Raw genomic sequence first — 7,570 nt, forward strand, 5'->3', positions numbered from 1 at the left:
CCCCCGTGGCGGCCGCGGCCGCGCCCGCGCGTTCCGGCGGCGGCTGCGGCGGCTGTTCCGGCGGCTCCTGCTCCTCCTGCGGTTAACGGGCGGTCGCACAGATGAAACACGTCACCATCGCCACCCGCGGCAGCATGCTGGCCCTCTGGCAGGCCGAACACATCTCCTCGCTCCTGCGCGCCAAGTATCCCGGCCTCAGCGTTGAGCTGCTCAAGATCAAGACCACCGGCGACAAGATTCTTGACGTGCCCCTGGCCAAGGTGGGCGGCAAGGGACTGTTCGTGAAGGAGATCGAGGAGGCGCTGCTGGACGGCCGCGCCGATCTGGCCGTGCACAGCATGAAGGACGTGCCCACCGAGCTGCCCGCAGAGCTCATCGTGGGGGTCAACCCCGTGCGCGAGGCTCCCACGGACTCGCTTTTGTCCGTCAATTTCGACGGCCTGGACGCCCTGCCCAAGGGCGCAAAGGTCGGCACCAGCAGCCTGCGCCGCCAGGCCCAGCTGCTCACGCTCAGGCCCGACCTCGTCATCGAGTCCTTGCGCGGCAACCTGGACACCCGCGTGCGCAAGCTCCTTGAGGGCCAGTTCGACGCCATCGTGGTGGCCACCGCGGGCTTGAACCGCCTGGGGCTTACCGCGCCCAAGGTGGAGATACTGGGGCCGCCGCGCTTCCTGCCCGCCGTGGCCCAGGGGGCGCTGGGCATCGAGTACCGCAAGGACCGCCCGGAAATGGCCGAGCTTCTTGCCTTCCTGAACCATCCCGAGACGGCGGCCCAGGTGGCTGCCGAGCGCGCCTTCCTCACCGGCCTGGACGGCGGCTGCCAGGTGCCCATCGCGGCCTGGAGCCAGCTGGAGGGGGAAACCCTGACCCTCACGGGCTTCGTGGCCGGGGTGGAGGGCGAAAACCCCATCCGCCTGAGCCTGAAGGGCACGGCGGACAAGGCCTGGGACCTTGGCGCCAAGCTGGCCGACCAGGTGCTGGCCGCTGGCGGCAAGGCCATCCTCGACGAGGTCTATGCCCGCAGCTAAAGGCGCTCCGGAGCCGCTGGTCCTCAAGGACTTCCGGCGCATCCCCGGCGTGGGCAAGGCCATCGCCGTGGACCTCTGGGACCTCGGGCTGCGCTCGGTGGACGATTTGCGCGGCCAGAGCCCGGACGACCTTTACGCCCGGATGGAGATCCTGGCCGGACAGCACGTGGACCGCTGCATGCTCTACGTCCTGCGCTGCGCCGTATACTTCGCCGAGACCGCCCAGCCGGAGCCCGAACGCCTGAAATGGTGGAACTGGAAAGATTGACCGCGACCATTTGATTCCGCAGGACGCGCAAAGGGCTGGCTCAGGAGATACCTGGGCCAGCCCTTTGCTTTGGCGCGGGGACGATTCGTTCCGGACGGTTCCGCTTCAGTCCTTCTGGGCAACCATGCTGTCCATGATGTTGCGCAGCCGGTCGGCCAATTCGCGCAGCATCTCCACTTCGCGGGTGGCCTCGTCCATGCCTGCGGCGGTGCGCAGGGCGATGTCGTTGATCTCCTCCACCGAGGCGTCCACCCGTCCCGAGGCGGCGGACTGCAACTCCACGGCCTTGGCGATGCCGCGCACCCGCTGCGTGGTCTCCTGCACCATGTCGACGATGCGCGAGAGAGCCTCGCCGGAGCCACCCGCGAGCTCGGTGGTCAGCTCGATGTTGTGGGCCGCGTCCTCCACCTGCTGCACGTTTGTCCTGGCGCCACGCTGGATGCTGCCGATGGCCTCGCCCACCTCGCGGGTGGCGTTCATGGTCTTTTCGGCCAGCTTGCGCACCTCGTCGGCCACCACGGCGAAGCCGCGCCCGGCGTCGCCCGCCCGTGCCGCCTCGATGGCCGCGTTGAGCGCCAGCAGGTTGGTCTGGTCGGCGATGTCGGAGATGACGTTCATGACCTGGCCGATGGACTCGGCCTGGCGGCCCAGCTCGCCCATGTTCTCCTTGAGGGAAAGCGTCTGCTGGCGCGCGTCTTCCACGGACTGCACCACCTTGCGCACCACGTCCTGGCCCTGCTTGGCCTCGGCTCCTGCGTTGTCCGCGCCCTCTCCGGCGGCGCTGGCGCTTTCGGCCGCGCCCATGATGGATTCGCTCATGTCGCCCATGGCCTGGGCGGCTTCGCCGGCGCGTTCGCGCTGCTGGGCGGCGCCGTCCTCAGCGCCGCGGATTTGCTCGGCCAGGCGCCCGGAGCAGTCAAGCAGGGAGCGGAGCACGGCCTCGGCTTCCCTTGCGGCAGCGGTGACGGCCTCGTTCTGGGCCAGGATGCGCGCCTCGTGCCCGCGCAACTCCGTCATGTCCGTGTACAGGCACAGCGCGCCCATGAGCTTTCCCGTGTAGTGGTTGTGCAGCGGCGATGCCACGATGTTGATCTGGCGCTTGCCGCCCTTGCGGCCGGTGAGTTCCACCTCGCGCATGATGGTGCGGTTTTCCTGCATGGCCGTGCCGAGCACTGTGGGGCGCGTGGCGTCGCCGTAGAAGAAGTGGGCCACGTTCTCGCCGTAGTGGTCCTCCGGCTTTCCTTCCTGTTCCAGGATCTCGATGAGCGCCTGGTTCGTCTTCACCAACCGGCTCTCCTCGTCCACCACCACGTAGGGCGACATGATGCCGTCGAGCACGCCCTGGGTGAAGCCGAGGGTGCTCTGGACCTTTTCGGACATGGCGCACAGGGCCTCGGACACCTCGCGGAACTCGCCCTGGAAGTCGCCGTCGAGGCATTCGCTGAAGCGCCCCTCGGCCTGGTTGTGGGCAAACCTGCGGATGGTCTTAAGCGGCTCCAGAACCATCCGCCAAATGCAGGCGAGCATCACGGCCACAAGCGCGAGCAGAACGATGCTGGTGGTCAGCGTGACCCAGAAGGTCCTGGCCTCGCGGGTGCGGAAGTCGGCGTAGGCGGCCTTGGACTTCACGGCCTGCTCGGCGATGAGCTTCTGGAGCAGCGCCTTGACCTCGCGCCATTTCTTGGTTTCCTTGCTGTTCAGGAGTTCCGCCGCGTCCTGGGGCCTGCCCTCCATGGACAGGGTCATGACCTCGCTCTTGAGCGCATGGTCCTCGTCCCACAGGGGCGCGAGCTTGCGAAGCTCCTCCTGCGCCGGGCCTGTGGCAAGGGCCAGTGCCGCCTCAGAGGCCTTGCGGAACTTGGTGTCAGCGTCGTCGTAGTTCGCCTTGGCTTTCTTGTCGGTGGGGTTGAGCAGCACGTTTCGCGTCGCCTGGCCGGTCTGCAAGCCTTGGGCGTACATCTCCTGCAGGTGGCCGAGCAGGGCCTCATCCACCTGGATGAGGTTCTCAAAGGTGCGGGCGGTGCGCTGCGCGCTCAGGGTGAACAGCAGCTGTGTTGCTGAAAAACCGACAATGGTCGCTGCGGCCAGTAGGGCGAGAAGTGTTTTGATGCTCAGACGCTTCACGGGGGGGCCTCCATTCAGTGGATTGGGGGGCGACCTCACTGGCGCGGGTGCCGGAGAATAACTTATCCTCTATGCTTGAGGGGAAAGTTTGTCAAAAATGCTTTGTGTTGCAGCTAGAAAACAACGGCCTCGAACCAGTATATCTCGGTTCCGGGCTCGCGCCAGGCATTGGCCGGAAGTCCGGCCTTGCGGCAGGTCTGGGCCAGGAACTGTTCGCGGTCCCAGCCCCACTCCAGGGGCACCTGGGGCAGCAGCAGCCCCTGGTTCGCGCCTCGGCGCATGATGAGCCCGTGCCGGCCGATCTCCACAAGCTGCGGGTCAGGGCAGGGCTCAAGCGGCCCCAGAATGGATATCTCGATGTCCAGGCCGTCCATCTCGCCCGGGGTCAGCGGATTGAAGCGCGGGTCCTGAAAGGCGGCGGCCTGGGCCATGTTCCAGACGGTCTGGAAGAGCGGACCGGTCCCCACCAGGTTTCCGATGCAGCCACGCAGGTGCCCGCCGCGCTTGAGGGTGACGAAGGCCCCAAGCTCGCTCTTGAGCAGTTCCGTGGCCGGCTCGGGGGGCGTCACCGGGCCGCTGCCCGTGAGGTGGCTTGCGATGGCAAGGCGCACGAGTTCCTTCAGGTAGCTCTGCTCGTCAGGCGTCAGGCTGAGGCGGAAGGAGTCCATGGAAACCTCCGGGCGTGGTCAAACGTCTTGCGGCAGGAACCCCGGCTCCAGGCCCGGGCTGGTCAGGTAGGGCTGCGCCGCGTCGCCGAGGCTGGCCGGGTGTGCGCCGGACACGCGCACGTGGCGCCCGTCGATGCTCAGGCGGCCCTGGGCCAGCCAGGACACGGCCTGCGGGTAGATGCAGTGCTCAAGCTTCAGGATGCGCGCGGCGAGGCTCTTGTGGTCGTCGTCCGGCAGGGCGGGCACGGCGGCCTGGATGATGACCGGCCCGTGGTCCATGATTTCGTCCACGAAGTGGACGGAGCAGCCCGCCAGGCGCACGCCGTAGTCAGCGGCGTCGGCCGCGCCGTGGGTGCCGGGGAAGCTGGGCAGCAGCGCAGGGTGGATGTTCACCACTGCCTGGGGGAAAGCGCGCAGGAATTCCGGGGTCAGCATGCGCATGAACCCTGCCAGCACCACCGCGCCCTGGCCGACTGCGATGCCGTGGTCGTTCAGGACGCGCACCATCTCGGCGTCGAAGGCCTGGCGCGAGGGGAAGTCCGTGTGCGGCCTGCTCCATGTCGCCACGTTGCGGTTGCGCGCGCGCACCAGCCCGTAGGCGTCCGGCTTGTTCGACAGGACAACGCGGATCTCGGCGTCGATGGCGCCCGCTTCGATTTTATCCAGAATGGATTGCAGGTTGGAACCGCTGCCAGAGACGAGTACGGCCAGTGGAAAAGGCATGGGACGCTCCGCTTGGTGGCTTGGCCGCGCAGGGTACGGTCCCGCTGCGGCCTCTTGGCTTTCTAGCCTCTTTTGTGGAGGAAGGGAACCGCCGCGAAGGTGGCCAAGCCTTGTCTTGTCAATTGCTCGGCGAGTGCATATAATTGTGTACCGAGCGGAAGGACGATTTGTCTTAACCGCCTAACATCATAGAGGGACTTCATGTCGATAGCGACCTGTGCCCGCCGTCTGAGCGGGCTGTATGTATTTTTGTTTGTTTTCATCGCGCTGCTTGCCCCCGTCAACGCCCAGTCCGCACCGCTGCCGCAGCCTGTCGAACAGAGCCTCGGCACGCTGCTCGACCTGAGCCTGAAGCGCAACGCCGAGGTGAACCCCCAGAGCTTCGCGAGCCTGCTGGACTTCGTGTCCCAGGCCAAGGGAGACGCCCGCGACCTGGTTCCGGCGCGCCGTTACGACGCCAACGGGACCGTGCTCCGCGTGACCATGAAGACCTCGCTCCAAAGGCTCATGCGCTACTGCTACAACCCGGCCATCCCGAGCTACCTGCTGTTCCCCAGCGTGCTGCGCCTGGGCGGCTGGTACAAGGGCAGCGACATCGTTGACAAGGACACCAAGCCCTGGCTGCACCTGGGCAAGCTGGACAAGCCCGTGGCCCTGTGGGGCTCGGAGTACGAGGTCAACGCACCGGACTCCTTCGGCGGGGGCTACTACCGCTACGACCTGAACCGGCTCATCATCCTGACCAAGTACAACGGCAAGAACATGCTCATCTCCGTCAGCAAGCAGAAGGACAAGTCCACCGTCGGCAAGAAGGCGGTCATCCTCGACGACGGCGACTTCAGCTATTTCTACTCCGGCATCAACGGCCTGAACAAGGGCCTCATCGGCTGGGCCGACACCTTCATGTACGACTCGGCCTCGGTGCAGGTCTTTGTCGAGGAAGGCCCCAACCAGACCTCCTTCATGCTGTTTAAGTGGCTGCGCGCCGGCTGGGCAGGCATGAACATGGTCCAGAAGGACCACATCAACGAGGGCTCCACCCGCTACGCCAAGGCCTTCAAGCGCATCATGGAGTCGGACAAGCTGCCCGAACCGGAGGAGTTCGCCCAGCGCGTGCATGAACTCACCAGCATGAGCGACGCGGAACTGGAGCGCAAGATCTCCGCCTATTCCGTGGCCATCGAGAACATCGCCAAGACCTCCCCCGCCATGGACAAGAGCGAGTTCCAGAAGGTGGTCGAGGGCGGCAAGTATTCGCGCACCATGAACCGCGAGGAGCGCCTGAGCGCCATCCTCGTGGAATATTTGAAGAGCCGCCTGGGCAAGACCCCGCTGGTGGACTTCACCGGCATGCCCACCGTGGTGCGCCACAAGGCTGGCTAGCCGCCGCCAACCGGAAGGAGACGCCATGCTGCTGCCCGAGTCCGACGCCAAGTTCAAGTACTGTCCGCTCCTGAAGACGCGCGACGACAAGATGAAGTTCTGCCTGGGCTCCATGTGCATGCTCTGGCGCCACGCCGAGGCCGACAAGACCGGATCGGACGACCTGGGATTCTGCGGCGCGGCCGGGCCGGTGGTCATGCTCGCCGCGCTCTCCGGCGGGGACGAGACCGCCCCCAAGCCGTCCCTGTTCGGCGAGGACGACTAGAACACATGCGCGGACCAGCTTCGGCCAAGCCACAAAGCGCCCCGCCCATGGCCGGGTGCGCGCGCCTGCTCGCCAACTGCCCGGACCGCTCCGGCATCGTGGCCGCCGTGAGCGGCTTTCTGCACCAGCGCGGCGTCAACATCATCCACTCCGACCAGCATTCCACCGACCCCGAGGGCGGACGCTTCTTCATGCGGCAGGAATTCTACCTGCACGGCCTGGAGGGCAGCATCGACGAACTCGCGCGCGACTTTGGCCGCGAGGTGGCCGAGCGCTACCAGATGAACTGGAGCGTGGTGCTGGCCGGACGCAAGAAACGAGTCGCCATCCTCGTCTCCAGGCTGGACCACGCCCTCATGGACCTGCTCTGGCGGGTGGGGCGCGGCGAGCTGCACGCGGAAGTGCCCATCGTCATCAGCAACCACCCGGACCTGCGCCCAGCGGTGGAAGCCTTCGGCGTGCGCTTCGAGCACGTCCACGTGCCTGAGGCCCACGACGCCCCTCGCGGCCGCGGGCTCACCGTGCCCGAAGAGAAAATGCTGGCACTGCTGGGTGACCAGCCCGGCGAAAAAGTGGACCTGGTCGTGCTGGCGCGCTACATGCGCATCCTCTCCCCGGCCTTCGTCAAGCGCTTCCCCCAGCGCATCATCAACATCCACCATTCCTTCCTGCCCGCCTTTGAGGGCGCCGACCCATACCGGCGCGCCGTCGAGCGCGGGGTCAAGCTCATCGGAGCCACCGCCCACTACGTCACCGGCAAGCTCGATAAAGGACCCATCATCGAACAGGACGTCATCCGCGTGTCGCACAGGCACCGCCTGGATGAACTCAAGATCCTGGGCCGCGACATCGAACGCCAAGTGCTCTCCAGAGCCGTGCGCTGGCACCTCGAAGACCGCATCCTCGTCGACGGCAACAAGACCATCGTGTTCGCCTAGGGCATTGCCTGGCATGCCTCCGGCGGCCAGGGGCTCTGCCCCTGGCACCCCCGCCGGTGGCCTGAGGCCCCCGGACCCCCCAATGGGGCTGGGCTGGGGTGGCCTGGGCGGGCGCGTTGGCTGGGCTGGGCGAAGGCAATGCGCGCAGGTTTTCGGCGAAGACGCCGAAATAC

General features: G+C 66.5%; 8 protein-coding genes. 5 read left to right on the forward strand and 3 right to left on the reverse strand.

Annotation, left to right across the window (positions count from 1 at the left end; genetic code table 11):
- Positions 1 to 101 precede the first annotated feature (101 nt).
- Together hemC and RDU24_RS15595 are read left to right on the forward strand one after the other, a co-directional pair.
- Complete coding sequence (hemC, locus tag RDU24_RS15590; protein ID WP_308736706.1) at positions 102 to 1,028, forward strand: hydroxymethylbilane synthase; 927 nt, start codon at positions 102 to 104, stop codon at positions 1,026 to 1,028.
- Positions 1,015 to 1,296: a helix-hairpin-helix domain-containing protein gene (locus RDU24_RS15595; RefSeq protein ID WP_308736707.1), complete on the forward strand. Its 282-nt coding sequence runs from the start codon at positions 1,015 to 1,017 to the stop codon at positions 1,294 to 1,296. The genes hemC and RDU24_RS15595 overlap by 14 nt, the downstream gene beginning before the upstream one ends.
- Positions 1,297 to 1,401: 105 nt before the next feature.
- Here RDU24_RS15595 and RDU24_RS15600 read toward each other — a convergent pair whose 3' ends face one another.
- The 3 genes from RDU24_RS15600 to purN form a co-directional block, all read right to left on the reverse strand.
- Positions 1,402 to 3,420, reverse strand: a complete 2,019-nt coding sequence (locus tag RDU24_RS15600; RefSeq protein WP_308736708.1) for a methyl-accepting chemotaxis protein — start codon at positions 3,418 to 3,420, stop codon at positions 1,402 to 1,404.
- 113 nt (positions 3,421 to 3,533) lie between these two features.
- Complete coding sequence (gene amrA, locus RDU24_RS15605) at positions 3,534 to 4,088, reverse strand: AmmeMemoRadiSam system protein A (protein ID WP_308736709.1); 555 nt, start codon at positions 4,086 to 4,088, stop codon at positions 3,534 to 3,536.
- An 18-nt stretch (positions 4,089 to 4,106) separates the two neighbouring features.
- Positions 4,107 to 4,811, reverse strand: coding sequence for a phosphoribosylglycinamide formyltransferase (gene purN, locus RDU24_RS15610; protein WP_308736710.1), 705 nt, complete (start codon positions 4,809 to 4,811; stop codon positions 4,107 to 4,109).
- Positions 4,812 to 5,012: 201 nt separating this feature from the next.
- Between purN and RDU24_RS15615 the strand changes: the two genes are divergently transcribed.
- Genes RDU24_RS15615 through purU form a run of 3 tightly spaced genes read left to right on the forward strand, consistent with a single transcriptional unit; the run spans position 5,013 to position 7,397 of the window.
- Positions 5,013 to 6,194 (forward strand): hypothetical protein, encoded by a 1,182-nt coding sequence (locus RDU24_RS15615; protein WP_308736711.1) that lies wholly within the window; start codon positions 5,013 to 5,015, stop codon positions 6,192 to 6,194.
- Between the two features lie 25 nt (positions 6,195 to 6,219).
- Positions 6,220 to 6,459: a hypothetical protein gene (locus RDU24_RS15620; RefSeq protein ID WP_308736712.1), complete on the forward strand. Its 240-nt coding sequence runs from the start codon at positions 6,220 to 6,222 to the stop codon at positions 6,457 to 6,459.
- A 5-nt stretch (positions 6,460 to 6,464) separates the two neighbouring features.
- Positions 6,465 to 7,397, forward strand: coding sequence for a formyltetrahydrofolate deformylase (gene purU / locus RDU24_RS15625; protein ID WP_374989795.1), 933 nt, complete (start codon positions 6,465 to 6,467; stop codon positions 7,395 to 7,397).
- Positions 7,398 to 7,570: the final 173 nt, after the last annotated feature.

The organism is Humidesulfovibrio sp., assembly GCF_031082295.1.
GTDB lineage: Bacteria > Desulfobacterota > Desulfovibrionia > Desulfovibrionales > Desulfovibrionaceae > Humidesulfovibrio.

Coding starts and splice junctions, on each gene's coding strand:
- hemC (WP_308736706.1), top strand. CDS start 102: ATGAAACACGTCACCATCGCCACCCGCGGCAGCATGCTGGCCCTCTGG.
- RDU24_RS15595 (WP_308736707.1), top strand. CDS start 1,015: ATGCCCGCAGCTAAAGGCGCTCCGGAGCCGCTGGTCCTCAAGGACTTC.
- amrA (WP_308736709.1), bottom strand. CDS start 4,088: ATGGACTCCTTCCGCCTCAGCCTGACGCCTGACGAGCAGAGCTACCTG.
- purN (WP_308736710.1), bottom strand. CDS start 4,811: ATGCCTTTTCCACTGGCCGTACTCGTCTCTGGCAGCGGTTCCAACCTG.
- RDU24_RS15615 (WP_308736711.1), top strand. CDS start 5,013: ATGTCGATAGCGACCTGTGCCCGCCGTCTGAGCGGGCTGTATGTATTT.
- RDU24_RS15620 (WP_308736712.1), top strand. CDS start 6,220: ATGCTGCTGCCCGAGTCCGACGCCAAGTTCAAGTACTGTCCGCTCCTG.
- purU (WP_374989795.1), top strand. CDS start 6,465: ATGCGCGGACCAGCTTCGGCCAAGCCACAAAGCGCCCCGCCCATGGCC.